Annotated in this window: 23 protein-coding genes; 9 read left to right on the top strand and 14 right to left on the bottom strand. The window is 74.3% G+C overall.

Annotation, left to right across the window (positions count from 1 at the left end):
* The first annotated feature begins 86 nt into the window (after positions 1–86).
* Positions 87–1,919: a thiamine pyrophosphate-requiring protein gene (locus ACN265_RS08610; protein ID WP_421406666.1), complete on the top strand. Its 1,833-nt coding sequence runs from the start codon at positions 87–89 to the stop codon at positions 1,917–1,919.
* A 279-nt stretch (positions 1,920–2,198) separates the two neighbouring features.
* A complete protein-coding gene (locus ACN265_RS08605) occupies positions 2,199–2,804 on the top strand; it encodes a dTMP kinase (RefSeq protein WP_421406664.1) in 606 nt (201 codons plus the stop codon).
* A gap of 167 nt (positions 2,805–2,971) precedes the next feature.
* Here the strand turns inward: ACN265_RS08605 and ACN265_RS08600 are convergent, their stop codons facing one another.
* The 4 genes from ACN265_RS08600 to ACN265_RS08585 all read right to left on the bottom strand — a co-directional run bounded on the left by ACN265_RS08600 (position 2,972) and on the right by ACN265_RS08585 (position 7,923).
* Positions 2,972–5,203 carry a transglycosylase domain-containing protein gene (locus ACN265_RS08600; protein ID WP_357931910.1) on the bottom strand — a complete coding sequence of 744 codons (2,232 nt, stop codon included), beginning with the start codon at positions 5,201–5,203 and terminating at the stop codon, positions 2,972–2,974.
* 167 nt (positions 5,204–5,370) lie between these two features.
* The gene (locus tag ACN265_RS08595; protein ID WP_420115978.1) at positions 5,371–6,132 is read right to left on the bottom strand and encodes a hypothetical protein; all 762 of its coding nucleotides are present in this window, start codon (positions 6,130–6,132) and stop codon (positions 5,371–5,373) included.
* A 206-nt stretch (positions 6,133–6,338) separates the two neighbouring features.
* Positions 6,339–7,445: an SPFH domain-containing protein gene (locus tag ACN265_RS08590; protein ID WP_421406663.1), complete on the bottom strand. Its 1,107-nt coding sequence runs from the start codon at positions 7,443–7,445 to the stop codon at positions 6,339–6,341.
* 4 nt (positions 7,446–7,449) lie between these two features.
* The gene (locus ACN265_RS08585; protein ID WP_421406662.1) at positions 7,450–7,923 is read right to left on the bottom strand and encodes an NfeD family protein; all 474 of its coding nucleotides are present in this window, start codon (positions 7,921–7,923) and stop codon (positions 7,450–7,452) included.
* 93 nt (positions 7,924–8,016) lie between these two features.
* On the opposite strand from ACN265_RS08585, the gene ACN265_RS08580 reads away from it, so the two are divergent.
* Positions 8,017–9,330, top strand: a complete 1,314-nt coding sequence (locus ACN265_RS08580) for a serine hydrolase domain-containing protein (protein ID WP_421406661.1) — start codon at positions 8,017–8,019, stop codon at positions 9,328–9,330.
* A gap of 32 nt (positions 9,331–9,362) precedes the next feature.
* On the opposite strand, the gene ACN265_RS08575 is transcribed toward ACN265_RS08580, so the two are convergent.
* Positions 9,363–10,175: a DUF3097 domain-containing protein gene (locus tag ACN265_RS08575; RefSeq protein WP_421406659.1), complete on the bottom strand. Its 813-nt coding sequence runs from the start codon at positions 10,173–10,175 to the stop codon at positions 9,363–9,365.
* Between the two features lie 231 nt (positions 10,176–10,406).
* On the opposite strand from ACN265_RS08575, the gene ACN265_RS08570 reads away from it, so the two are divergent.
* A complete protein-coding gene (locus ACN265_RS08570) occupies positions 10,407–11,201 on the top strand; it encodes a hypothetical protein (protein ID WP_421406658.1) in 795 nt (264 codons plus the stop codon).
* Between the two features lie 57 nt (positions 11,202–11,258).
* Here the strand turns inward: ACN265_RS08570 and ACN265_RS08565 are convergent, their stop codons facing one another.
* From ACN265_RS08565 to ACN265_RS08535, 7 genes are all read right to left on the bottom strand, one after another.
* Positions 11,259–12,038, bottom strand: a complete 780-nt coding sequence (locus ACN265_RS08565; protein ID WP_421406657.1) for an HAD-IIA family hydrolase — start codon at positions 12,036–12,038, stop codon at positions 11,259–11,261.
* Positions 12,039–12,080: 42 nt separating this feature from the next.
* Entirely contained in the window at positions 12,081–13,112 is a 1,032-nt protein-coding gene (locus ACN265_RS08560; protein WP_421406656.1) for a ferrochelatase, read from the bottom strand.
* Positions 13,113–13,207: 95 nt separating this feature from the next.
* The gene (gene fabI, locus ACN265_RS08555; protein WP_204926147.1) at positions 13,208–13,975 is read right to left on the bottom strand and encodes an enoyl-ACP reductase FabI; all 768 of its coding nucleotides are present in this window, start codon (positions 13,973–13,975) and stop codon (positions 13,208–13,210) included.
* 23 nt (positions 13,976–13,998) lie between these two features.
* A complete protein-coding gene (gene fabG / locus ACN265_RS08550; protein WP_421406655.1) occupies positions 13,999–14,703 on the bottom strand; it encodes a 3-oxoacyl-ACP reductase FabG in 705 nt (234 codons plus the stop codon).
* 727 nt (positions 14,704–15,430) lie between these two features.
* A complete protein-coding gene (locus ACN265_RS08545; RefSeq protein WP_421406654.1) occupies positions 15,431–16,381 on the bottom strand; it encodes a VWA domain-containing protein in 951 nt (316 codons plus the stop codon).
* Entirely contained in the window at positions 16,378–17,388 is a 1,011-nt protein-coding gene (locus ACN265_RS08540) for a DUF58 domain-containing protein (RefSeq protein WP_421411428.1), read from the bottom strand. The genes ACN265_RS08545 and ACN265_RS08540 overlap by 4 nt, the downstream gene beginning before the upstream one ends.
* A complete protein-coding gene (locus ACN265_RS08535) occupies positions 17,367–18,476 on the bottom strand; it encodes an AAA family ATPase (protein WP_204926144.1) in 1,110 nt (369 codons plus the stop codon). Before ACN265_RS08535 ends, ACN265_RS08540 begins: the two co-directional genes overlap by 22 nt.
* A 297-nt stretch (positions 18,477–18,773) precedes the next feature.
* Here ACN265_RS08535 and ACN265_RS08530 point away from each other — a divergent pair, with 297 nt between their 5' ends.
* Genes ACN265_RS08530 through ACN265_RS08520 form a run of 3 tightly spaced genes read left to right on the top strand, consistent with a single transcriptional unit; the run spans position 18,774 to position 20,973 of the window.
* Positions 18,774–19,004, top strand: coding sequence for a hypothetical protein (locus tag ACN265_RS08530; protein WP_204926143.1), 231 nt, complete (start codon positions 18,774–18,776; stop codon positions 19,002–19,004).
* A complete protein-coding gene (locus ACN265_RS08525) occupies positions 19,001–19,519 on the top strand; it encodes a PH domain-containing protein (RefSeq protein ID WP_307826231.1) in 519 nt (172 codons plus the stop codon). The genes ACN265_RS08530 and ACN265_RS08525 overlap by 4 nt, the downstream gene beginning before the upstream one ends.
* The gene (locus ACN265_RS08520) at positions 19,516–20,973 is read left to right on the top strand and encodes a PH domain-containing protein (protein WP_421406653.1); all 1,458 of its coding nucleotides are present in this window, start codon (positions 19,516–19,518) and stop codon (positions 20,971–20,973) included. The genes ACN265_RS08525 and ACN265_RS08520 overlap by 4 nt, the downstream gene beginning before the upstream one ends.
* On the opposite strand, the gene ACN265_RS08515 is transcribed toward ACN265_RS08520, so the two are convergent.
* A complete protein-coding gene (locus ACN265_RS08515; protein WP_421406652.1) occupies positions 20,974–22,005 on the bottom strand; it encodes a phosphatase PAP2 family protein in 1,032 nt (343 codons plus the stop codon).
* A 122-nt stretch (positions 22,006–22,127) separates the two neighbouring features.
* Here ACN265_RS08515 and ACN265_RS08510 point away from each other — a divergent pair, with 122 nt between their 5' ends.
* Positions 22,128–22,532 carry a thioesterase family protein gene (locus ACN265_RS08510; protein ID WP_421406651.1) on the top strand — a complete coding sequence of 135 codons (405 nt, stop codon included), beginning with the start codon at positions 22,128–22,130 and terminating at the stop codon, positions 22,530–22,532.
* Complete coding sequence (locus tag ACN265_RS08505; RefSeq protein WP_421406649.1) at positions 22,529–23,359, top strand: MBL fold metallo-hydrolase; 831 nt, start codon at positions 22,529–22,531, stop codon at positions 23,357–23,359. Before ACN265_RS08510 ends, ACN265_RS08505 begins: the two co-directional genes overlap by 4 nt.
* Positions 23,360–23,450: 91 nt before the next feature.
* Here ACN265_RS08505 and ACN265_RS08500 read toward each other — a convergent pair whose 3' ends face one another.
* Positions 23,451–24,383, bottom strand: a complete 933-nt coding sequence (locus tag ACN265_RS08500; RefSeq protein WP_204926138.1) for a carbohydrate kinase family protein — start codon at positions 24,381–24,383, stop codon at positions 23,451–23,453.
* Between the last annotated feature and the right edge of the window lie 96 nt (positions 24,384–24,479).

Raw genomic sequence — 24,479 nt, 5'->3', positions numbered from 1 at the left:
ACGAATGCTCGGGTTTGCGGTTCGAAAGCGCGGGAAGGAAGCGGGAAGGGGGGCGGGAAGCGGACGCGACCGGAGGGACCACCACGATGAGCGCAGCGGGCACCACCGACGGCCGGTTGCCGAGAAACGCCACGGTCGCCGATCACATCGTGGCCCGGCTCGCCGAGTGGGGGGTGCACCGCTACTTCGGCTACCCGGGTGACGGCATCAACGGGATGACCTCCGCCCTGCAACGGGCCGGCGACCGGGTGGAGTTCGTCCAGGTACGCCACGAGGAGACCGCCGGCTTCGCCGCCAGCGCCCACGTCAAGTACGGCGGCGGCCCGCTCGGCTGCGCCCTGGCGACCAGCGGCCCCGGCGCGATCCACCTGCTCAACGGCCTCTACGACGCCAAGCTCGACCACCAGCCGGTGGTGGCCCTGGTCGGCAACACCGCGCTCACCGCCGAGGGCGGCGGCTACTACCAGGAGGTCGACCTGCTCGCCCTCTACAAGGACGTGGCCGGGGACTTCCTGGCCCAGCTCGACGACCCGTCCCAGGTGCGGCACCTGGTGGACCGGGCCTGCCGGACCGCGCTGTCCCGCCGGACGGTGACCGCGCTGGTGCTCCCGCTGGACGTGCAGGACGAGCCGGCGGTGCCCGACCCCCCGCACGCGCACGGCTATTACCACACCAGCGCGGCCCCCAGCAGCATGCCGACCGTGCCACCGGAGGCGGAACTGCGCCGCGCCGCCGAGGTGCTGCGCGGCGGCGAGAAGGTGGCGATGCTGGTCGGGCAGGGCGCGCTCGGCGCCGAGGCGGAGGTACGGCTGATCGCCGACCGGCTGGGTGCCGGGGTGGCCACCGCCCTGCTCGGCTTCACCGCCGTCGACCACCGCGAGCCGTGGGTGACCGGGGCGATCGGGTTGCTCGGCACCCGGCCGAGCTGGCAGCTCATGCAGGAGTGCGACCGGCTGCTGATCGTCGGTAGCAACATGCCGTACTCGGAGTTCTATCCGCCGCAGGGGCAGGCCCGTGCGGTGCAGATCGACCTGGACGGCACCCGGATGGGGCTGCGTTACCCGACGGAGGTCAACCTGACCGGCGACGCCGGCCCGACCCTGCGGGCGCTGCTGCGGGAGCTGGGCGACGGGCCCGCGCCGACGGCCTGGCGGGCGACGATCGCCGACGCCACCTCGGGTTGGCGGCAGGCCCAGGCGGAACTGGCCGGGCAGCCCGCGCACCCGGTGAACCCGCAACTGCTGTTCCACACCCTCAACGACGTGCTGCCCGACGACGCGATGATCGCGGTGGACTGCGGCACCGCCACCGCCTGGTACGCCCGCCACCTCCAGGTCCGCCCCGGCATGCTGGCCAGCCTCTCCGGCACCCTGCTGTCGATGGGTGGGGCCATGCCGTACGCCCTGGCGGCGAAGTTCGCCCACCCCGACCGTCCGGTGGTGGCGTTGATCGGCGACGGGGCGATGCAGATGAACGGGGTCAACGAGTTGATCACCGTGGCGAAGAACTGGCGGCAGTGGGCCGACCCGCGTTTCGTGGTGCTGGTGCTCAACAACCGGGATCTGGCGTTCGTCAGCTGGGAACAGCGTTCCACCGAGGGCACCCCGCGTTATCCGGCCAGCCAGGATCTGCCGGACGTCGCGTACCACAGGTGGGCCGAGGTGTTGGGCCTCGACGGCGTGCTGGTCGACTCCCCCGACCAGGTCGACGGCCTGTGGCGACGGGTGCTGACCGCCGACCGCCCGGTGGTGGTGAACGCGGTGGTCGACCCGGCGGAGCTGATGCTGCCCCCGCACTTCACCCTCGACCAGGCCCGCAAGACGGCGGCGGCCCTGCTGCGCGGCGACACCGACCGGGCCGGCATCGTCCGCCGGGGCATCCCCGCCACCCTGGCCACCTACCGTCCCCGCCGCCACTGACCCGCCCCCGCCGCCGCTGACCCACCCCCGCCGCTGGCCCGCCACCGGGGCCGGGGCCGGGGCCGGGGCCGCTCGCCATGTCGCCACACCAGCGGGGTCGGCGCGGGACCGACACCGCTGGTGTGGCGATGATGGGTCGATCATGGGCCGGGCCCGCCGCCCTGTCGATCGTCACGCACCCGGTCGGGTCGGGCGATCATGGGACGCGGTGTCGATCATGGCTCGCCCGGCCCGGCGGTGGGCCCGGAGTTGTTGCCCGGGAGGGCTAGCGTGCCCGGGGTGCGACGATCGACGATGGTGGCGCTGGTGGGCGTGGACGGGTCCGGCAAGTCGACCCAGGCCAGGGCGCTGGCCCGGCGGCTGACCTCGGCGGGCGTGCCGGCGGTCTACCTGGAGAACGCCGGCGGCCGGCCACTGTGGAACCGGCTGGCGCAGGCGGTGGGCCGCCGCGACGGCGTGCACCTGTTCGGCCGGCGCTGCTATCCGCTGCTGGAGGCGACGGTGCGCTGGCTGGCGCTGGCCCGCGCGGTGGCGGTCACCCGGCTGACCGGGCGGGTCGGGGTGATGGACCGTTGGACCTGGTGCCAGTACGTGATCATGCGGGCCCGGGGTGACCGGGGCGTCCGCCTGGTCCGCGCCGCGTACGCCGTCTTCCCGAAGCCCGACCTGGTCTGCTTCCTGGCGGTCACCCCGGAGCTGGCCCGGCAGCGGGTGCTGACCCGGGGCATCGACACCGAGGAGTTGGCCCACCTGACCGCGCTGGACGCCGGCTACCGGGCGCTGGCCGGGTTCGCCGACTTCACCCTGATCGACGGCGACGCCGACCCGACGACGGTGGCCGCCGCCCTGGACCGGGCGGTCACCCCCGTCACCACCCGGCGGTAGACAGGCCCGCCCGGCGTTAACGCGGAACAGCGCAGGCCCGCCCGGCGGTGGCCCGGAACAGCGGTATCCGGCGGGAGGGACACCGCTGTTTCGGCGACATCGCGGGTGGGCTCTCCGAGCGGAGCGGCGCAGGCCCGATCATGCAGCCCGGGTCGGGCGACAGCGGGTCAGCCCCGGCGGTTCTGCAGCCAGCGGAGCAGGTCCAGGGGGAGGTTCTGGTCCTCCCGCTCCGGGGCCCGGGGGGTCGGGCGGGGCGCGGGACGCTGCGGGTTGCCCGCGAGTTCCCGGCTGGGGGCGGTGAAGTCCCGTACCGGCAGGCCGTCGACCGCGGTACGGATGGTCCGGGCCACCGCGGTGATCACCTCACCCTGCACGGCCGCGCCGACCGCGTCGCTCGGGTCGTCGGGGTTGGCGGCGATGCCCGCGACCGCCACCTGCGGGGTGAACCCGACGAAGGTCTCGGTGGCGTTCTGCTCCGAGCTGCCGGTCTTGCCGGCCACCGGGCGGCCCACGATCCCGTCCACCCCACCGGCGGTGCTGCCGTTGCACTGCCCGTACGCCGACTGCTGCCCGACCGGGCAGCGGGCCGCGTCGGTGGCCGCCCGCGCCACGTCCGCCGACAGCACCTGCCGGCAGGCCGGCTGACCGACCGGCACGGTCGAACCGTCCGGGCCGGTCACCGACACCACAGGCGTCGGCGCGCAGTACGTCCCCTCGGCGGCCACCGTCGCGTAGGCGTTGGCCAGGTCGAGCGGGGTGGTCGCGGACACCCCGAGGGTGAACGCCCCCCAGTTGTCGGCGTCGTGCGCGGCGAGGTCGGCGTCGGTCCGGGCCCGGAAGGTGATCCCGAGACGCTGCGCCATCTCCACCACCTTGGCCGGGCCGACCTGCTCCTCCAGCCAGACGAAGTAGGTGTTCACCGAGCGGCCGAAGCCGTCCCACATCATCCGGTAGCCGTCCATCCGCGCCGGGTTGGCGTTCGCCGGGCACCACCTGCCGCCGCAGGAGGCCTCCCCCTCGGCGGGGAACCGGGTGGTCAGCCGGCTCGGCGAGTCGAACCCGGTGGACAGGGTACGACCGTTCTCCAGCGCGGCCAGCATCGTGAACAGCTTGAACGTCGAGCCGGCCTGGTAGCCGGTGATGCTGCCGCCGCCGGAGACCAGCGGGTTGACGGTCTGCCCGTCGCCCACCCCGTACTCCCGGTTGACGGCCAGGGCGAGCACCCGGCCGGTGCCGGGCTCGACGGCGGCGATCGGCAGCGCGCGGGCGTCGTCGGCGGGGTAGACCTTGCGGGCCTCGGCGGCGGCGGTGGCCTGGACGTCCGGGTCGAGGGAGGTGACCACCCGGTAGCCGCCCCGGCGCAGCGCCTGCTCCCGCTCCTGCGCGGTCGCCCCGAAGGCGGGCTGCTCCAGCCACCAGCGGCGCAGGTAGTCGCAGAAGAAGCCCGCGTCGGCGGTGACCGTGGCGGTGCAGCCGTTGGGCTGGGCGGTGGGGTGCAGGGTCAGTTTCTCGGCGCGGGCCGCGTCGGCCTGGGCGGCGGTGATCGCGCCGGTGGCGATCATCGAGTCGAGCACGTACCCGCGCCGCTTCAGGGCCGCGTCCCGGTCCCCGTCGATCGGGCTGTACTCGTCGGGCGACTGGACCAGGCCGGCGAGCAGCGCCGACTCGGCGAGCGTCAGGTCGGCCGGTGCCTTGCCGAAGTAGCGCTGGCTGGCGGCGGCGACCCCGTACGCGCCGGAGCCGAAGTAGGCGATGTTGAGGTAGCGGTTGAGGATCTCGTCCTTGCTGAGCGTCTTCTCCAGCTCGGTCGCGTACCGGATCTCCTGGAGCTTGCGCCCGACGGTCTGCTCGGTGGCCGCCTCCCGCTCCTCGGCGGTCCGGCTGGGGTCGCTCTTGAGCACGTTGCGCACGTACTGCATGGTCAGCGTGGAGCCGCCCTGGGCAGTGCCGCCGCCGGTGACGTTGGCGACCAGGGCCCGCGCCATGCCGCGCAGGTCGGCCCCGCCGTGGGAGTAGAAGCGGCGGTCCTCGGCGGCGACGATCGCCTGCCGCAGCGTCGGGGCGATCTCGGCCAGCGGCACGTCGGTGCGGTTGACGTCGTAGAACGTGGTGAGCAGCGTCCTACCGTCGTTGGCGTAGAGGTAGGAGCGCTGCGGGGTGGCCGGGGTGCGCAGCGCCGCCGGCAGGTCGTCGAACGCCCCGAGCACCGCCCTGGTGGCGAGTCCCGCGAGCAGGTTGCCCGGCAGCGCGGCGACCGCGAGGACCAGGCCGGCCAGCAGGCCGGCGAGCAGCACGGTGAGCAGCCGCGTCAGCGGCGTCCGGGGTGAGGACATGCGGGTAAGCATTGCCACCGCGCGGACCAGCAGCCCACTCCGGCACCCGATTGTCAGGTAACTCACCGTGACCTGCCAGCGACCTCCCCGTCCGGATGCCCTGTCGTCCCCGTCCGTCCGGTCCATCCCGTCTCTCCCCCGGCTCGGTGATCAAGAGGTTTGGGCGCGTCCCGTCCGGATTCCTGACCGAAAGCTCTTGATCACCGGGGCGGGAGGGTGGTGGGGAGGGAGGGTCAGGGGGTGGTGACGCTGGCGGTGGCGGCGTCGCGGGCGACGGTGGCCGGGACGAGCCGGCCGGAGCGGTAGCCGATGCCGATGCCGGCGACCAGCACGAAGATCGCCCCGAAGGTCTGCAACGGGCCGAACAGCGCGCCGCCGAGGCCGAGCAGGGGTGCGGCGATCATCAGCATCGCCCCGTCGCCGATCGCGAACGCCCCGGACCGGGCCACCGCCCAGCCGATGAGCAGCCAACCCACGGTGTAACCGGTGGCGCCGAGCAGCACCAGCGTCCGGGCGGTGGTGCCGAAGACGGGGGTCGACGCGGCCAGGCCGGCGAAGGGCAGCATCAGCACCGTACCGCCGATGCTGGTCAGCAACCCGGCCACCGCGCCCCGCCGGCTGCGGGTGGCCGCGAGCAGGCCGGTGAGCGCGAGCAGGGCGAGCAGACCCAGCCAGATCGCCGCCACCCAGCCGAGCAGGTAGAGCGGCTGACCGTCGGCCGGGTAGGGGTCGTTGCCGACCCCGCCGTCGCTGGCCATCGCCACCGTGCCGGTCAGCACCGCATAGGCGGGCAGCAGCCAGACCGCGGCGCGGGCGAGCCGGCGCAGCGACCAGGCCCAACTGGCGTCGGTGGCCGGCGCGGCCGGTCCGGGGTCGCCGACGAAGGGCAGCACCCCGAAGCCGCCGCCGGTGCGCCGGGTGCCCAGCGGCCCGGCCGGGTCGTGTGCACCGGGAACAGGGGTACGGGAGAACAGCCGCTGCGCCGGGTCCTTCATGCCTCACCTCGTCCGCTCCGCCGGGCGTCGCCGGCTACCTGCACGGGCGGGCCGCGGGGCCGACCCGTCTGCGGCGACGGGTGACACGGAACGCGTCGACGCCCCGGGCCTGACCACCACCCGTCCCTCAGGACCGATCGTGGCAGGCGCCGGGGCGCCGGATGAGCGTTTCTCACATTTGCCGCCCGGGGTGGGCGGCGGCGGGATCAGGCCCGTTCGCGCTGGTCGGCCGGGTCGCTGACCAGGCTGGCCGGGGAGACCGGCTCGGGCGCCGGCAGCCCCTTCGGCACGTTGCCGCCGGTGGCCTGCGCCTCGGCGACGCGTACCTCGTCGTGGATCTGCTGGGCGGCGCTCGCCGCCGCCTCGGCCGCCTCGGCGGCCTCCCGCTCGACCTCGCTGGCGGTGTGCTTCGCCTCGGGAGCCGGCTCGTCGCCGACCATCCGGCTCAGCCCGCCCAGCGCGCCGCCCATGCCCTCCAGCGCCTTGGTCAGCTCGGCCGGGACGATCCAGACCTTGTTGGCCGTGCCGTTGGCGATCTGCGGCAGCGCCTGGAGGTACTGGTAGGCCAGCACCTTCTGGCTCGGGTTGGCGGTGTGGATCGCGTCGAAGACGGTCCGGATCGCCTTGGCCTGACCCTCGGCCTGGAGGATCCGGGCCTGCCGGTCACCGTCGGCGCGCAGCACCGCGGACTGCTTCTCGCCCTCGGCGGTGAGGATCTGCGACTGCTTGTGCCCCTCGGCGGTCAGGATCGCCGCCCGGCGGTCCCGCTCGGCGCGCATCTGCTTCTCCATCGAGTCGCGGATGCTCGCCGGCGGCTCGATCGCCTTGATCTCCACCCGGGTCACCTTGATGCCCCACCGGCCGGTGGTCTCGTCGAGCACCCCGGAGAGGTGCCGGTTGATCTCCTCGCGGCTGGTCAGCGCCCGCTCCAGGTCCAGCGAACCGATCACGTTACGCAACGTGGTGACGGTCAACTGCTCGATCGCCTGGATGAAGTTCGCGATCTCGTAGGTGGCCCGGACCGCGTCGACCACCTTGTAGTAGAGAACGGTGTCGATCGACACCACCAGGTTGTCGGAGGTGATCACCGGCTGCGGCGGGAAGCTGACCACCTGCTCGCGCATGTCGACCTTGGTACGCACCGCGTCGACGAACGGGACCAGCAGGTTCAGGCCCGGGTTCAGGGTGCGCTTGTACTTGCCGAGCCGCTCCACCACGTCCTGACGCTGCTGCGGCACGATGCGTACCGCCTTCGCCAACGTCACCACCATGATCAACGCCACGGCCACCAACAGGACCGCTAGAAATTCCATACCGTCACCTTTTCGCTTCCGGCAGCTCGCCGGGGGAGGAAATGTCGTCCTGCCACACCAGGGCGGTGGCGCCCTGGACCTTTATCACCTGCACCCGCACACCTGGTGCGAAGGTCTGCGTCGCGTCGTACGGACGTGCCGTCCACAACTCGCCGTCGATCTTCACCATGCCCCGCTCGGTATCGACCTGCTCGATCACCAGGGCGGTGGCGCCCTCCAGCGCCTGCACCCCGAACGGCTGCTCGCCACTGTCGATCGACGGCCGCATGTGCCGGCGGATGGTCGGCCGGGCGAGCGCCACCGTCAGCGCCGACACCACGGCGAAGACCACCGCCTGCACGGCGACGGGCGCACCCAGCGCGGCGGCCCCGGCGGCGGCGAACGCGCCGACCGCGAACATCATCAGAAACAGCGTCGTCGTGAAGATCTCGGCGACGGCCAACAGCACACCCAGCACGATCCACACCACGGCGTCCACCCCTCGATCGTGACACGTCCACGCGAATCCACCCACTTCTGGTGATCAGTAAGCTCGGTTCAGGCCCGAACCGACCCCGCGAAGGAGCTGCTGGTGACCCTGCTCGCCGAGACCGCCCGCCGGATCGACACCCTCGTGGCGCAGACCCAGGCCGCCGGGCGCGCCCCCTCGCTGGCGCTCGGGATCGTCCGGGACGGCGCGCTGGTCCACCTGGCCACCGCCGGCGACCACCCGCGCCCCGACGCCGACCTCCAGTACCGGCTCGGCTCGATCACCAAGACCATGACCGCCACGCTGGTCATGCGGGAACGCGACGCCGGCCGACTCACCCTGGACGACCCGCTGGAGCGGCACCTGCCGGGCACCGCCGTCGGCGCGCTCACCCTGCGCCAACTCCTCAGCCACGCCAGCGGCCTGCAGCGCGAGCCCGACGGCCCGTGGTGGGAACGCACCGAGGGCACCGACCTGGCCACCCTGGTCGCCGGCCTCACCACGGACAAGATCGGCCACCCCGCCTGGCGCGGCTACCACTACTCCAACCTGGCGTACGGGCTGCTCGGCGGGGTGCTGGAGCGGGTCACCGGGACGCCCTGGGCGCGGCTGCTCACCGAGCGCGTCCTCGACCCGCTGGGGCTGCGCCGCACCACCTACCGCGCCACCGAGCCCTACGCGCCGGGGTACGTGGTGCACCCGTGGCACGACACCCTGCGGGAGGAGCCGCGTACCGACACCGGGGCGATGGCCCCGGCCGGGCAGCTCTGGTCGACGGTCACCGACCTCGCCCGCTGGGCGGCGTTCCTGGCCGACCCCACCGACGAGGTGCTGGCCGCCGACACCCTCACCGAGATGTGCACCCCGGTGATGATCAACGACCTGGACTCCTGGCGCGGCGGGCACGGGCTGGGGCTGGAGCTGTACCGCGACGGCGACCGGGTGTACGTGGGCCACGGCGGCTCGATGCCCGGCTACGTGGCCGCCCTCACCGTGCACCGGCCCAGCCGGACCGCCGTGGTCGGCTTCGCCAACTCGTACGGCTTTCGCACCGGGCACATCGGCGGGCTGTCCCGGCAACTGCTCACCCTGGTCCTGGACGCCGAACCGACCCCGGTCGTGCCCTGGCGTCCGGCCGCCGCCCCACCCCCGGCGGAACTGGCCGAGCTGACCGGCCGCTGGTGGTGGATGGGCATCGAGTACGAGGTCCGGGCCGACCCGGCCGGCGACCTGTGGGCCGGCCGGCCCGGCGAGCCGACGCTGCGGTTCACCCGGACCGGACCGGACCGCTGGCGGGGCCGCTCCGGCGAGGAGGACAGCGAGGTCCTCGCCGTGCTGCGCGACCCGGACGGGCGGGCGGTGGGCCTGGACATCGGCACCTTCGTCTTCACCCGTACCCCCGACCAGGAGCCCTGACCGCCCCGCCGGGGCCGGGCCGGCCGTGGGTGTCAGTCGGGTTCGGTGACGAAGTCGATCAGGCGTTCCATCGCGTTGATCAACGGGGTCTCCACGTCGGCGAAGCTGTCCACCCGGGACAGGATGCGCCGCCACATGTCGGCCGGCTCGGCCACCCCGAGGGCCGCGCAGACACCCTCCTTCCACGGCCGGCCCGGCGGCACCACCGGCCAGGCCCGGATGCCCACCGCGGTCGGCTTGACCGCCTGCCACACGTCCACGTACGGGTGACCGGTGACCAGCACGTGCGGGGAGTTCACCCGGGCCACGATCCGGCTCTCCTTGGAGCCGGGCACCAGGTGGTCGACGAGCACCCCGAGCCGGCGGCCGGGGCCGGGAGCGAAGTCGCGTACCTCGGCGTCGAGGGCGTCGATGCCGTCCAGCGGCTCCACCACCACGCCCTCGATCCGCAGGTCGTCGCCCCAGATCCGCTCCACCAGGGCGGCGTCGTGCACGCCCTCCACCCAGATCCGGCTGGCCTTGGCCACCCGTGCCCGCACGTCGGCCACGGCGATCGACCCGGAGGCGGTCCGGCGGCGGGCGGCGGGCACCGGGGCACGGGCCGGCCGGCGCAGGGTCACCGGTTCCCCGTCGAGCAGGAACGCGGCGGGCAGCAGCGGGAAGACCCGCCGCCGGCCGTGCCGGTCCTCCAGCACCACCGCCGACGCCTCGAACCCGACCACCGCGCCGCAGAACCCCGAGTCGGCGTCCTCCACCACGAGCTCCGGTTCGGCGTCGACCTCGGGGGTGACCTTCCGTCGCCGCCAGTCGCCCGCCAGCACGTCCTCGCCGTATCGCCCCGCCATGTCGAGCACGCTAGTCTCCGTCGCGCCCCGGCACCTCCCGACGCGCCCGCCCGATCCGACACGCCGGCCGTCCGGCCACCGTCCCGCCCGGCCGCGCACCCCGCCGGGCGCGTGTCCGCGCCGCAGCGGGCCGTGCCCGCATGGCCCGCCACCTGCGGCGGCGGGCGGACCGGACAGCCGACGATCCGGCAGTCGAGACAGGGGCGGCGGGGAGCACGTACCCTTTTCGGCATGTCCTCCCCCGCAACGGGCGCGGCCACAATGGCCGCGCGCCGGTCGAGCCGTTTCGTGGCCTGGGTACGCGCCTGGCGGGCCGGCCTCGTGCCCTTCGACGAGGTCGCCGAGTCGGTCGCCGGCGACGAGGAGCACCTGGTCGCCGACGCGCCGGGCACCTGGCGGGACGTGCCGCTGCGTGAGGCCCTGCCGGCGCTGGCCAAGCTCTCCCCCGACGAGATCCGGTTGGTGCTGCCCGCGCCGGGCGACCCCCGGGGGCTGCCCGGTCCGGGCGACTTCGCCGGGGCGGCGCTGCTGGCCGGGGAGGCCGTGGTGGCCGGTGCGCTCGGGCTGATCCCCGAGGTGCGCACCCACACCTCCGGCTCCGGGATGACCTGGGAGACGGTGCTGTGGCGGGTCTACCCGCTGCCGGCCGACGCGGCGAGGGCGTCGCTGACCGCGCCGGGGGCCGCCGAGGCGGAGGCGGAACTCGCCACCGCGCTGGCCGAGTCCACCGCCGCGTTGACCCGGCTCGACGTGGCCCAGTGGCGGCCCGAGCTGGCCGGGGCGCTCGCCGCGCTGCGTCGCCCGGACGGCGCGACCGACCTGCCCCCCGGGTTCGACCCGCGTTCCCGGCGGCTGTTCGCCCGCGCCGCCGTGCTCGACCGGGTGCTCGCGCTGGCCGGGGAGAGCGCGCCCGGCGGGGCGATCAACAACCATGAGGCGCAGCAGCGCGACGCGGCGCTGCGCCCACTCACCACCGCCTGCCGGCAGGCGCTGGTCGCCGCCTGCAACGCCCCGCTTCGTCCCTGACCGCGCCCGCCCGCACCGGGCCCCCCGCCCGCACCCGGTCGGGCGGGCCGGTACGGGTCAGATCTCGTCGATCAGGTCGAGCACCGAGTCGACGATGCGCGACGGCCGGTACGGGTAGCGCTCCGTCTCGGCCCGGGTGCTGATCCCGGTGAGCACCAGGATCGTCTCCAGCCCCGCCTCCAGGCCGCACAGGATGTCGGTGTCCATCCGGTCGCCGATCATCGCGGTGCTCTCCGAGTGGGCGTTGATGGTGTTCAACGCCGAGCGCATCATCATCGGGTTCGGCTTGCCGACGAAGTACGGCTCCACCCCGGTCGCCTTCGAGATCATCGCGGCGACCGACCCGGCGGCGGGCAGCGCGCCCTCCACCGACGGGCCGGTGACGTCCGGGTTGGTGCAGATGAACCGCGCCCCGTCGTTGATCAGCCGGACCGCCTTGGTGATCGCCTCGAAGCTGTAGGTGCGGGTCTCCCCCAGCACCACGTAGTCCGGGGCGAAGTCGGTCAGCACGTAACCGACGGCGTGCAGCGCGGTGGTCAGCCCCGCCTCCCCGATCACGTACGCGGTGCCGCCGGGCCGCTGGTCGGCGAGGAACTGGGCGGTGGCCAGCGCCGCCGTCCAGATCGCCTCCTCGGGCACCTCGAACCCCATCCGGGTCAGCCGGGCCTGGAGGTCGCGCGGGGTGTAGATGGAGTTGTTGGTGAGCACCAGGAAGGGCTTACCGGAGGACCGGAGCCGGTTGATGAACTCCGGCGCGCCGGGCACCGGCTGGCCCTCGTGCACCAGCACGCCGTCCATGTCGGTGAGCCAGCTCTGCACCGGCTTGCGGTCAAGCATCTGTCGTCCCAAGGGGGTGTCGGGGAGGGCGGGTCGTCGGCATCAGGGGCGGCGGGCAGCCGGCACGCAGCACGGGGTCGGGCAGGTGTCCCACATCGGCAGCTCACCGAGGCGGCGGCGGGTCGCCGGCCCGTCGGGCGTGGTGCGTTCGGCCACCAGTTCGCGCACCATCGCCACGAACCTCGGGTCGGTGCCGGGGGTGCCCGCCCGGACGAAGTCCAGGCCGAGCTGCTTGGCCGTCTCGGACGCCTCGGTGTCGAGGTCCCAGACCACCTCCAGGTGGTCCGAGACGAACCCGATCGGGCTGACCACCACACCGGTCACCCCCTGCCCGGCGAGGGCGGTCAGGTGGTCGTTGACGTCCGGCTCCAGCCAGGGCACCTGCGGCGGGCCGGAGCGGCTCTGCCAGACCAGGTCGTAGGGCAGGTCGGGTGCGGCGACGGCGTGCACCAGGCGGGCGGTCTCCGCCAGCTGCGCGGTGTACCGGCCGCCGTGCGGGCCGGCGGTGGCCGCCGCCGAGGTGGGGATGGAGTGCGCGGTGAAGACCAGCCGGGTGGTGTCCCGCCGGGCCGGGTCGAGCTGGGCCAGCGCCGAGCGCACCGCGTCGGCGTGCGGCTCGACGAAGCCCGGGTGGTCCCAGAACTGGCGCAGCTTGTCGATCACCGGGGCGTCCGGGCCGACGGCGGCCCGCGCGGCGGCGATGTCCTCCTGGTACTGCCGGCACGACGAGTAGCCGCCGTACGCGCTGGTGACGAACGCCAGCGCCCGGGTGATCCCGTCGTCGCGCATCTGCGCCACGGTGTCGGCGAGCATCGGGTCCCAGTTCCGGTTGCCCCAGTAGACGGGCAGGTCGACGTCGTGCGCGGCGAGGTCGGCCCGGATCGCGGCGAGCAGCTCGCGGCACTGCTGGTTGATCGGGGAGACCCCACCGAAGTGCAGGTAGTGCTCGGCGACCTCGGCCAGCCGCTCGGGCGGCACCCCCCGCCCCCGGGTCACGTTCTCCAGGAAGGGCAGCACGTCCTCGGGCCGCTCCGGGCCACCGAAGGAGACCAGCACCAATGCGTCGTACGACATGGGGTCATTCTCCCCCGCGGTCGGCGACGGCCTGACGACGGCCCCTGGTCCCGCAGGTTACGTGGGGGCCCCGGTCCGGGGCCCCCGCGTGCGGCTCAGGCGCCCAGGGCGTGGTAACCGCCGTCGACGTGGACGATCTCGCCGGTGGTGGCCGGGAACCAGTCCGACATCAGGGCCAGGCAGGCGCGGGCGGCCGGCTCCTGGTCGGTGAGGCTCCAGCCGAGCGGGGCCCGCTCGGTCCACGCCTGCTCGAACTGCTCGAAGCCGGGGATGGACTTCGCGGCCATCGTGCGCAGCGGCCCGGCGGCGACCAGGTTGCTGCGGATGCCCTTCTTGCCCAGGTGCAGCGCGAGGTAGCGGGAGGCGGACTCCAGCCCGGCCTTGGCCACCCCCATCCAGTCGTAGACCGGCCACGCCTTGGTGGCGTCGAAGGTCAGCCCGACCACCGAGCCGCCCGGCGACATCAGCGGCAGCGCCGCCATGGCCAGCGACTTGTAGGAGTACGTGGAGACGTGCAGCGCGGTCGCCACGTCCTCCCAGGAGGCGTCGAGGAAGCCGCCGCCGAGGCAGCTCTGCGGGGCGAAGCCGATCGAGTGGACCACCCCGTCGAGGCCGTCGACGTGCTCGCGTACCTGGTCGGCCAGGCCGGCGAGCTGCTCCGGGCTGGTCACGTCCAGCTCGATGATCGGCGCCGGCTGGGGCAGCCGCCGGGCGATCCGCTCGACCAGCGAGAGTCGACCGTAGCCGGTGAGCACGACCTGGGCGCCGTTGTCCTGGGCGAGCTTCGCCACCGAGAAGGCGATCGAGGCGTCGGTGATGACGCCGGTGACGAGCAGCCGCTTACCGGCGAGCAGTCCTGACATGTGTTGGCTTCCTCCGTACGTTCTCAGTGACCCATGCCGAGGCCGCCGTCGACCGGGATGACGGCACCGGAGATGTAGCCGGCGGCGTCCGAGGCGAGCCAGGTGACCACCCCGGCGACCTCGTCCGGCGCGGCGAACCGCCCGGCCGGGATGACCTTGCGGTACTCGGTACGGCGCTCCTCGGGCAGGGCGGCGGTCATCTCGGTGTCGATGAAGCCCGGTGCGACCACGTTCGCGGTGATGTTGCGGCTGCCCAGCTCCCGGGTGATCGACCGGGCCACCCCCACCAGGCCGGCCTTGCTGGCCGCGTAGTTGACCTGGCCGGCGCCGCCGTAGAGCCCGATCACCGACGAGATGAAGATCATCCGGCCGAACTTGGCCCGGAGCATCTTGGACGAGGCCCGCTTGGCGCAGCGGAACGCGCCGGTGAGGTTGGTGTCGAGCACCCCGGTGAACTGCTCCTCGGACATCCGCATCAGCAGCGTGTCGTCGGTGATTCCGGCGTTGGCGACCAGCACCTCGACCGGGCCCAGCTCGGCCTCGACGGCGGTGAACGCGGCGTCGACCGAGGCGCTGTCGGTGACGTCGCACCGGACGCCGAACAGTCCCTCCGGCGCGTCGCCGCTGCGGTGCGTGACCGCGACCCGGTCGCCCTGCTTGGCGAACGCCTGGGCGATGGCCAGTCCGATTCCCCGGTTGCCGCCGGTCACCAGCACGGTGCGGGCCACGGGTCCCCCTTCGGTTCCGCTGATCATTCCGGTCGGAGCCTAGGCGTTACCGGCAGGTAACCGCTAACAGTGCGCCACCGGGCCCGGCGCGGCGGCCGGGAGGAATCGCGGGGCGACCACCCTCCGGGAGCAGGCGACCACCGTCCGGGGCCGGGTCGGCCGAATGCGCGTCGCGGGTGCCCCCGTTGTACGATGATCAGCGTCCGCGAGCCGAATGCGACTCGCGTTTCTGGCCCCGCCGACCGCAGGAGGTGATCGCTGTGCGAGATAGCGATCCTCCCAGTCGTGGCCGGGCCGTCCGTCAGCCCCGCTGAGCCACGACTCAGTCGGTCGAGCTGACCCAGCTCCCGCTCCCCGTCACCGCCCGCCTGCGGCCCCGGCCGACAGACCGGTAGGTGGTGCCGTCCCGCGCCGGGACGCCCCCGTGGAGCACCCCGGTCACGACTTCGTGTGCGCGCCCTGATCAACCCCTGCGGTCCCGCCCGCCCCGCGGACCGTCCAGTCGCCACCGGAGCCGTTCATGAGCCGCTACGTCGCCCCGTTGGGCTTCACCCTCGCCGCCGTCTGGGTGGCCGTCGTGTTCGTGCTGGCCGGCGGCGGTCACTGAGACCGCCGCGCCGACCCGCGCGCCCCGCACCCGCGAGCACCGCCGGGACGCCCCGGACCCGGATCACCGCCGGGACGTCCCGGGGTACGGGCACCGCACCCCGGGACGTCCCGGCCGACCTCAGAGCATCCGGGACGTCCAGAGCAGGCTCAGCCCGCCCGCGCAGAGCGCCAGCAGCAGCGCCGCCCCCGCGTACCACTGGGTGATCTCGCGGGGCTCGGTGCGGAACCCGATCGACGAACCCATGTCCTGGTAGACCTGCTTCAGCTCGGCCACCGAGGCCGCCTCGTAGAAGAAGCCCTCGGTGGTCTCGGCGAGCTGGGCCAACGCCAGCCGGTCCACCGGCACCCGCTGCAACTGACCGCCGATGTCGACCTGCCCAGAGTCCGTGCCGAACGCGATGGTCGAGACCGGCACGTTCGCCGCCTGCGCCGCCGCCGCGGCCTCCTCCACCGACCGGCCCGAGGTGCGGAACCCGTCGGAGAGCAGCACGATCCGGGCCGGCGGGATACCGGCCGCGCCGTCGGCCGGCACCGACCGGATCGCCTCCAGGCAGGTGAAGACCGCCTCGCCGGTGGCGGTCGCCTCGGCCAGGGTCAGCCCGTCGATCGCCGCCGTCACCGCGGCCCGGTCCTTGGTGGGCGCCACCAGCACGTTCGCCGCCTTGGCGAAGGAGACCAGCCCCAGGTTGTAGCTGGCCGGCAGCTCGCCGACGAACTGCTTGGCCGCCTCCTGCGCCGCCTCCAACCGGTTCGGCGACACGTCGTCGGCCTGCATCGACAACGACACGTCGATGGCGAGCATCACGGTGGCCCGCTCCAGCGGCTCCTCGGTGTCGATCGCCGGGCGGGCCATCCCGGTGGCCAGCGCCACCATCGCCAGCAGCAGCGCGGTCGCCGCCGCGTGCCGTCGCCACCCCAACCCCTTCGGCGCGAGGGTACGCAGCAGGTCCACGTTGGTGAACCGCATCGCGTACGCCCGGCGGTGGCGCTGCCGCCAGACGTAGGCGGCGGCCAGGACCAGTACCGGCACCAGGGCCAGCAGCCACCACGGTTGCATGAGACGGATCATCGCGTCGTCCCCCGGGTGCGGGCGTGCCGCTGGGCGGCCACGAATCGCACCATGTCCAGCAGCCAGTCTCGGTCGGTACGCAGCATCAGGTGCCCGGCCCCGGCGGCCCGCAGCTCGGTGGCGATCGCGCCGCGCTGGGCGGCGGCCGCCTCGGCGTAGCGGCGGCGCAGTCGCGGATCGGCGGTCTGCACCTCGTGCAGTTCCCCGGTCTCCGGGTCCACCACCGGCAGCACCCCCACGTCGGGCAACTCCAGCTCGCGCGGGTCGACCACCTCGATGGCCAGCACGTCGTGCCGGACCCGCAGCTTACGCAGCGGCCGGCCCCACTGCACGGGCGGCGCGAGGAAGTCCGAGATCACCACCGCCAGGCCCCGGCGGCGCGGCGGCCGGTTGAGCAGGTCCACCAGCGCGCCGAGGTCGCCGCGTCCGGGGCGCAGCGGGGTGTGCGCCACCGCGCGCAGCAGCGCCTGCGCCTCCCGCCGGCCGGACCGGGCCGGCACCCGGGTCAGCACCCCGGGCCCGGTGGGCGCCGGTGGCGGGGCGGAGCGCCACCGGCGGGTGGGCGGGGCCGGCGGCGGGGCCCCGGTGCCGATCACCGCGCCGATCCGGTTGCCGCCGCGCACCGTCAGGTGGGTCAACGCGGCCGTCGCGGCGACCACCACGTCCCGCTTGAGCCACCGGCCGGTGCCGAAGTCCAGGCTCGCCGACAGGTCCACCGCCAGCCAGGTCTCCAACTCCCGGTCGGCCACCGTACGCCGCACGTGCGGGGTGGTGGTGCGGGCGGTCACCGGCCAGTCCATCCGGCGTACGTCGTCGCCGGGTCGGTACTCGCGGGACTCCCCCGCCTCGCTGCCCGGACCGGGCAGCAGGCCCGCGTAGTCGCCCTGGAGCAGCCCGTCGAGTTTGCGGGTCACCAGCAGTTGCAGGCGGGACAGCACCGCCTCGGTCCGCTCCCCACTGGCGTCGGCCGGGCGTACCGGTGCGGTCACGGGTGCTGCCCGGGCCAGCCGGCGGCCGGCGGGCCGCTGACCGGCGGCGGCCCGGACGCCTGCTGCCGGGGCGCGACCGAGGGCGGCGGGATGGTCGACATCACCCGGTGCACCACGTGGTCGGCGGGCACGTCGTCGGCGAGCGCGTCATAGCTGAGCACCAACCGGTGCCGCAGGATGTCCGGCGCGATGTCCTGGACGTCCTGGGGCAGCGCGTAGTCCCGGCCGCGCAGCAGGGCCAGCGCCCGGGTGGCCCGGATCAGGCCGAGCGAGGCACGCGGGCTGGCCCCGTACTGGATCAGCCGGGCCACGTCGGGCATCCCGTGCTCGGCCGGGCTGCGGGTGGCCAGCACCAGCCGTACCGCGTAGTCGACCAGGGCGTTGTGCACGAAGACCTGGTCGGCCTTGCGTTGCAGGGCGAGCAGGTCGTCGGTGTCGAACACCTGCGCCGGCTCGGGCGCGGCGACCCCCATCCGGTAGACGATCTCCCGCTCCTCGGCGTCGGTCGGATACCCGACGACGATCTTCATCAGGAAACGGTCCCGCTGCGCCTCCGGCAGCGGATAGACGCCCTCCTGCTCGATCGGGTTCTGGGTCGCCATCACCAGGAACGGGTCGGGCACCCGGTGGCTCTGCCCGCCGATCGACACCTGCCGCTCGCTCATCACCTCCAGCAGCGCCGACTGCACCTTGGCCGGGGCCCGGTTGATCTCGTCGGCGAGCAGGAAGTTCACGAAGACCGGGCCCAGCTCGACGTCGAACTTCTCACTCGACTGCCGGTAGATCCGGGTGCCCATGATGTCGGCCGGCACCAGGTCCGGGGTGAACTGCACCCGGGCGAACTGCCCGCCCACCACCCGGGCCATCGTCTCCACGGCGAGGGTCTTGGCCACCCCGGGCACCCCCTCCAGCAGGCAGTGCCCCCGGGCCAGGAGCGCCACGAACATCCGCTCCACCATCCGGTCCTGACCGACGATCACCCGTTTGATCTCGAACAGGGCCCGTTCCAGCAGGGTGGCGTCCTGGGCGGGGGTGGTCACCGCCGCGGGTGTCTCGGGGGCCGTCCCGTTCGGGGTCGGGGCGTCGGGCGTGGTCGGCTGGGCCACCGGTCCTCCACAGCATGTTCGGTCGTCGTGGCGTGGTGCGGTAACAAGACTCGCATGCCCGGCTGAGAGCCGAGGTGGGGAGAACCCGATTTCGGGTACGCCGTCCGGATCACCGAATCGCTGAACGAGGCTGGACACGAAGGGGCCTGCCACGTGTACGATTCACCCCGTCGCCGGGCGGCTCCCCCCGTGGCCGCCCGGCGCTCACCTCTTCTCCGGCCCCGGCTTCTCCGGCCCGGCGCACCTCCCCGGTCCCGGCGCACGACCCCGGCCCCGGCGCGCGCCTACACTCCCCTGGTGACCGATCCCACCCCCGCAGGCGAGCCACCCGTCTGTTCGTCCCGGGGCTGCCGCGCGCCCGCCGCGTGGGCACTGCGCTGGAACAATCCCCGGTTGCACGAGCCCGAGCGGCGCAAGACCTGGCTCGCCTGCCCGGCCCACCGGGGCAGCCTCGGCGACTTCCTCGACGCCCGCGGCTTCCTCCGTGACGTCACCGCGCTCCCCGGATCGCATACCCTCGAAGCGTGAACGCTGCCGAGCCACCCCAGTCCCCGGTGAGCGCCCTGGAACCCTGGCCGGACACGGTCCACTGGCAGCCCATCTCGACCGACCTGATCTGGGTCGAACTGCTCCGCCTGGCGATGGGCCTGGCGGTGCTGCTGGTCGGGCTGGCGCTGGGCTGGGCGTTCACCGGGCACTGGCTGTTCGGTGCCGGCTGTGCCGTGGTGCTGCTCGGCGGTGCCTGGCGGGTGGTGACGATCGTCCGCGCCGTGCGCGCCTGGGGGTACGCCGAACGCGCCGACGACCTGCTGGTCCGGCACGGGCTGCTGGTCCGCCGGTTGTCCATCGTGCCGTACTCGCGGATGCAGTTCGTCGACGTCAGCGCGGGCCCGCTGGAACGCGCCTTCGACCTCGCCACCGTGCAGCTGCACACCGCCGCGGCGGCCACCGACGCCCGGGTGCCCGGCCTGCGGCCGGCGGAGGCGGCCCGGCTCCGCGACCGCCTCACCGCCCTCGGTGAGGACCGGGCGGAGGGACTGTGACCGACGGTTCCCCCGGCCCCGGCGCACCCCACCCGACGCCCCCGCACGCCCCGACGGCACCCGACGTCCCGGCGGCTCCGGCTGCCCCGCCGGTGGGGACGGGCGGGCCGGCCGGTGCCGAGCCACGGCAGCGGCTGCACCCGCTGAGCCCGGTGTTGCAGGGGGCGAAGTCCCTGGTCGTGGTGATCGCCGGGCTCTCCTGGTCGACACTGTCCCGGGTCGGCTTCGGCTGGTTCGCGGTGCTGGTGGCGGTGCTCGCCCTGGGCGCGACGGTGCTGGCGGTGGTGAGCTGGTACAACACCGGCTACCACATCGTCGGGCGGGAACTGCGGGTGTACGAGGGGCTGCTGTGGCGGCGGACCCGGGCGATCCCGCTGGAGCGGTTGCAGGCCGTGGAGGTGGTCCGCCCCCTGCTGGCGCAGCTCACCGGCCTGGCCGAGCTGCGCCTGGAGGTGGTCGGCGGCGGCAAGACCGAAGCGCCGCTGGCGTACCTGTCGGTCGCCGACGCGGCCCGGCTACGGCAACGGCTGCTCGCCGTGGCCGCCGGCCTGCCCGACGGGGCGACCACCGGCCCCGGCCCGCAGTCGACAGCCGTCGTGCCGCCGGGCGGGGACGCCGGCGCGCCGGTCGACCGGGAGCCGGCCGGCCGGCCGCTGCACGCGGTGACCAACACCGACCTGCTGGTCAGCCAGCTGCTCACCCCGCAGGCGTTCCTGCTGCCGGTCGGGGTGGCCTTCGTGGTGGCGCAGTTCCTCTCCGAGGGCTCCTGGTCGTTCATCGCGGTGGCCAGCACCCTGACCGCGATGGCCGGTGTGCTGCTGCAACCGGTCCGCCGGGTCCTCGACGACTGGAACTTCCGGCTGGCCCGCGAGGCCGACCGGCTACGCATCCACAACGGCCTGCTGGAGACCCGGGTGCAGACGGTGCCGCTGGATCGGGTGCAGACCGTCGGGGTGACCTGGCCGCTGCTCTGGCGGATGAAGGGGTGGCTGCGGCTGCGGCTGGAGGTCGCCGGCTACTCCGGCGGCGAGGCCGACGACCGCAACCGGCCCGACCGGCTGCTGCCCGTCGGTGACCTGACCGTCGGGGCGGCGATCGTCGACGAGGTGCTGCCCGGGGTGGCGCTGACCGCGCTGCCGCTGACGCCCCCGCCGGGCCGGGCCCGCTGGTTGCGCCCGCTCAGCGCCCGGGTGCTCGGCGCGGGCCTGCACGAGCGGGTCTTCGCCGTCCGCTCCGGCCTGCTCACCCGGCAGTTGACGCTGGTGCCGTACGCCCGGATGCAGAGCGTGCGGGTGGTGCAGGGGCCGGCGCAGCGCCGGTTGCGGCTGGCCACCGTGCACGTCGACACGGCCGGCGGGTCGGGGGCCGCCGCGCACGACCGTGACCTGGCGCAGGCGTGGGCGCTCGCCGCGGAGCTGACCGCGCGGGCGCACGCCGCCCGCCGGGCCCGCTGATCAGCGTCCGGCGTTCCCGCTGACGGTGACCGGGGTGGGGGCGGATCCGCCGGGCGGCGGACCGTCGTCGGGGGCACCGCGCCGGGCGCGGCGGGCCCGCCAGGCCCGCTCGGCCAGCCCGACGACCAGGAACGTCATCCCCACGTACGCCCAGCCGACCAGGACGTCGATGACGTAGTGCTCGCCGCTGTAGACCAACGTGAAGGTCATCGCCAGCGGATAGGCGAGCAGCAGCGGCCACCACCGGCGACGGGTCGAACGCAGGAAGAACAGCACCACGAACAGCGCCCAGGCGGTGTGCAGCGACGGCATCGCGGCGACCGGGTTGGAGGCGATCTGCCCGGCGTTGAGCAGGTTGCCCGCGCCGTGCATGCCGAACTCCTTCCACCCCCGGGTGGAGATCCGGGCGACCTCGCTCAGCAGACCGTTCTGCGCCGCCCACCAGGGCGGCGCGGCCGGGTAGGCGAAGTAGGTGACCAGGCCCGCCGCGCACAGGAAACCCCAGCGCCGCATGTACGCCGCCCAGCGCTCGCGGCTGCGCAGCCAGAGCACGGCGGCGGCGGCCAGCGTCACCACGAAGTGGGAGAAGTAGACCCAGCTCACCAGCACGTCCCACCAACGCACGTCGGGCCGGTAGAGGTGCTGCTGGAGCCAGACCGTCGGCACCTCGCCCCCGGTGGCCCAGCCGAACATCACCCGGTCGGCGACGATCAGCTCGTAGGCGTGCGGGGTCCGGCCGTTGTCGGCGAAGCCCCGGGACAGGTTGTAGACGGCAAGCAGCAGCACCACCGGGATCCAGTCCCGGGCGAAGCGCAGGTGACTGCGCCACGGCCGGCCCCAGTTCCAGGCGACGGTGCCCGCCCAGATCCACAGGAAGGCGTACGCCGGGTCGGTCGGCAGGCCGATGGCCAGCCAGGTCACGACGAAGGCGACGGCCCAGACGGACATCGCTGTCACCCGCCGTCGCCCGCCGGCGGACGGGTCGGGGGTGTCGGTCGGGACGGGGGGCGGGGGCTCAGTCACAACGGCCATCGCCGTCAAGGTTAACGGTGGGCGACGCATCGACCACCGCCGACCACCGGTGCGTCGACGGGTGGGTGTCCCGGCCGGCCCGTCGTCCGGTCGGTCCCGGTGACCCCCACTAGGCTGAGCGGATGCAGGAACAACCGGACGCCCCGTTCCCACCGGGGTTGACCGCCCGGGTCGAACTGACCGTAACCGGGGCCGACACCGCCGCAGCCGTCGGCTCCGGTGACGTGCCGGTGCTGGCCACCCCCCGGGTGCTCGCCCTCGCCGAGGCGGCCACGGTGGCCGCGACGGCCGCCGCGATGCCCGCCGGGAGCACCACGGTCGGGGTCCGGGTGGAGCTCGCGCACCTGGCCGCCACCCCCGTCGGGCGGACGGTGGTGGCGCACGCCCGGCTGGTCGAGGCCGACGGCCGGCGGTTGTTGTTCGCGGTGACGGTGACCGACGGTGACACCACCGTGGCCTCGGGCCGGGTGGAACGGGCGCTCGTCGACCGGCAGCGCTTCGTGGCACGGGCGGTGCGGGCGTCGTGACGTTCCGGTTCACGGCGGTCGCCGACGGGGTCCACGTGCTGCGCGAGCCGCTGCTCGACGTCAACGTCACGCTGGTGGTCGGTGACGGCGCGGCGCTGCTGGTGGACACCCTGTCCACCGCCGGGCAGGCCGCCGCGCTGGCGGACGCCGCGCGGGCGGTCACCCCGTACCCGTGGACGCTCGTCAACACCCACCACCACTTCGACCACTGCTTCGGCAACGCGACGCTCGCCGCCGACCCGCCCCGCCCGGTGTACGCCCACGAGGTGGCCGCCGCCGCCCTGCGCGACCGACCGGAGCAGCTGCGCCGGGCGGCGTACGAGGAGATGCGGGCGGAACATCCCACGCTCGCCGCCGAACTGGCCGGGACGCCCCTGCTGGCCCCGACGCACACCGTGCACACCGAGACGGTGCTGGACGTCGGGGGCCGGCGGGTGGTGCTGCGGCACCCGGGGCACGGGCACACCGACGCGGATCTGGTGGTGCACGTGCCGGACGCCGACGTGCTGGTCGCCGGGGATCTGGTGGAGCAGTCCGGGCCGCCGGCCTTCGAGGAGTCGTACCCGTTGCAGTGGCCGGACGCGGTGGCCGACCTGCTGCGGATGACCACCCCCGACACGGTGGTGGTGCCGGGCCACGGCACGCCGGTGGACGTGGAGTTCGTCCGGGCCCAGCACGCCCGGCTGGTCGAGCTGGCCTGGCTGATCCGGGCCGCGCACACGGGCGGGGCCCCGCCGGAGCGGGTGGCCGCCGAGTCCCCGTTCGGCGCGCGTCCCGGTCTCGTCGCCGCCCGCCGGGGTTACCGGGAACTCGACGGCACGCCCTGAGCCGCCGGCCGCAGCGGCCGGTCCGGGCAGGCTGCCACCGCGCCGCGCACGACCGTCGACCCGGTCGCCGCGGTGACCGGGTGGGCCGCGCTCACTCGGCGAAGCGGCGGCGGACCGCGTCCCGGGTGGGCATGGCGACCGCGCCGCCGGGTGACTCGCAGACCAGGCCGGCGACCCGCAGCGCGAACGCCACCCGCCGGTGCCAGTCGGCCGGCGCGGTCGGTTCCCCGTCGGCGAGCAGTTCGGCGACGAGCGCGGCCATCACCGAGTCGCCCGCGCCGGTGGCGTCCACCGCGCGTACCTTCGGAGCGGGCACCCGGACCGGGTCGGGACCGGCGGCGACCAGGGCACCGTCCGCGCCGAGGGTCACCACCACCGTGCCCGCGCCCAGCTCCCGCAGGTACGCGGCGACCCCCTCGACCGGCTCGTCGGGCCAGAGCAGGGCGGCGTCGGCGCCGCTGAGCTTCACCAGGTGCGCCGAGGCAGCGAACTCCACCACCACCTGGCGCAGGCCGGCCAGTTCCGCCGGGCCGGACAGCAGCCGGGGCCGGACGTTGGGGTCGAAGACCCGCAGGCCGGGCGCGAGCGACCAGGCCCGCCGGGCGGCGGCGAGCGTCGGGGGGCGCAGCAGCACGATCGAGCCGCAGTAGAGCACGTCCGCGCCCTCGACCAGCGCCACGTCCAGGTCGTCGGCGGTGAGCAGGCCGTACGACGGTGGTTCGCCGTAGAAGCGGAAGTCCGGTTCCGCCCCGGTGTGGGTGGTGACGGCCAGCGTGGTGGGTGCGGGCACGGTGACCGCGCCGGTCAGCCCGACCCCGGCGTCGGCCAGGAAGCCGCGGATGCGGCCGGCGAGCACGTCGTCGCCGAGGGAGCCGACGAACTCGGCGGTGCCGCCGAGCCGGGCCACCCCGACGGCGACGTTGAGCGGGCCGCCCCCGATCGCCTGCCGGAACACCGGCTGCCCGTCGGACTCGGCGTCCAACAGGTCGATCAGCGCCTCACCGAGCACCACCGCGTACCCCACGTCGCCTCCCAGCGCGTCGTCGTCCGGCTACCAGGCTGGCACAACGGTCCATGCCGATCGGGGCCGGCCGGGCAACCAGATCCCACCCATCGAGCA

Origin of the sequence: Micromonospora sp. WMMD730 (genome assembly GCF_049178955.1) — a bacterium.
In the GTDB taxonomy this organism is placed as follows: domain Bacteria; phylum Actinomycetota; class Actinomycetes; order Mycobacteriales; family Micromonosporaceae; genus Micromonospora; species Micromonospora wenchangensis.
Note: the sequence above shows the minus strand (reverse complement) of the source record. Positions and strands in the feature narration are given on the sequence as shown.